Annotated in this window: 1 protein-coding gene; it reads right to left on the minus strand. The window is 36.0% G+C overall.

Translation table 11 applies throughout. The features are described 5' to 3' along the window. Window positions 1–500, minus strand: a 500-nt coding sequence (locus AB674_RS21675; protein WP_240478119.1) for an AMP-binding protein, incomplete at its 3' end; no start/stop codon positions are given. Window positions 501–545: the final 45 nt, after the last annotated feature.

The raw sequence follows: 545 nt of genomic DNA on the forward strand, positions 1-545 counted from the left end.
CCTTCTACCACTACATAACCAACCAAACGTTTGATACCACTAACATCTTCCTTGGCCAAAACACAACATTGGGTAACCGATTCTAATAATGATAATACATTCTCAATCTCACCCAGCTCGATACGATACCCACGGATCTTAACCTGGTCGTCTTTTCTACCGATAAGTTCAAGGTTACCATCAGGCAACCAACGTGCCAAATCGCCCGTTTTATATATTCTTTCTCCTTCTATGAAAGGATTTATGATAAATTTCTCTCTATTTAACTCTTCTTTATTCAGATAGCCAAGAGCAACGCCTGTTCCTCCGATACATAACTCTCCAATTATACCAACAGGTAAAAGTGTATTCGATTGATTTAATACGTAAAACTTATTATTCCACAAAGGTTTACCAATTGGTACATGAACTAAACCATCCAGATTATTAATGGTATCAACTTCAAAATAAGAACTGTCAATGGTAGTTTCTGTAGTACCATAACTGTTAATGATTCTCATGGAATGTCCAAATCTAACATACACTCTTTTGAAATCATTCATGCT

Origin of the sequence: Flavobacterium sp. ABG (genome assembly GCF_001027725.1) — a bacterium.
GTDB classification, from domain to species: Bacteria; Bacteroidota; Bacteroidia; order Flavobacteriales; family Flavobacteriaceae; genus Flavobacterium; species Flavobacterium cupriresistens.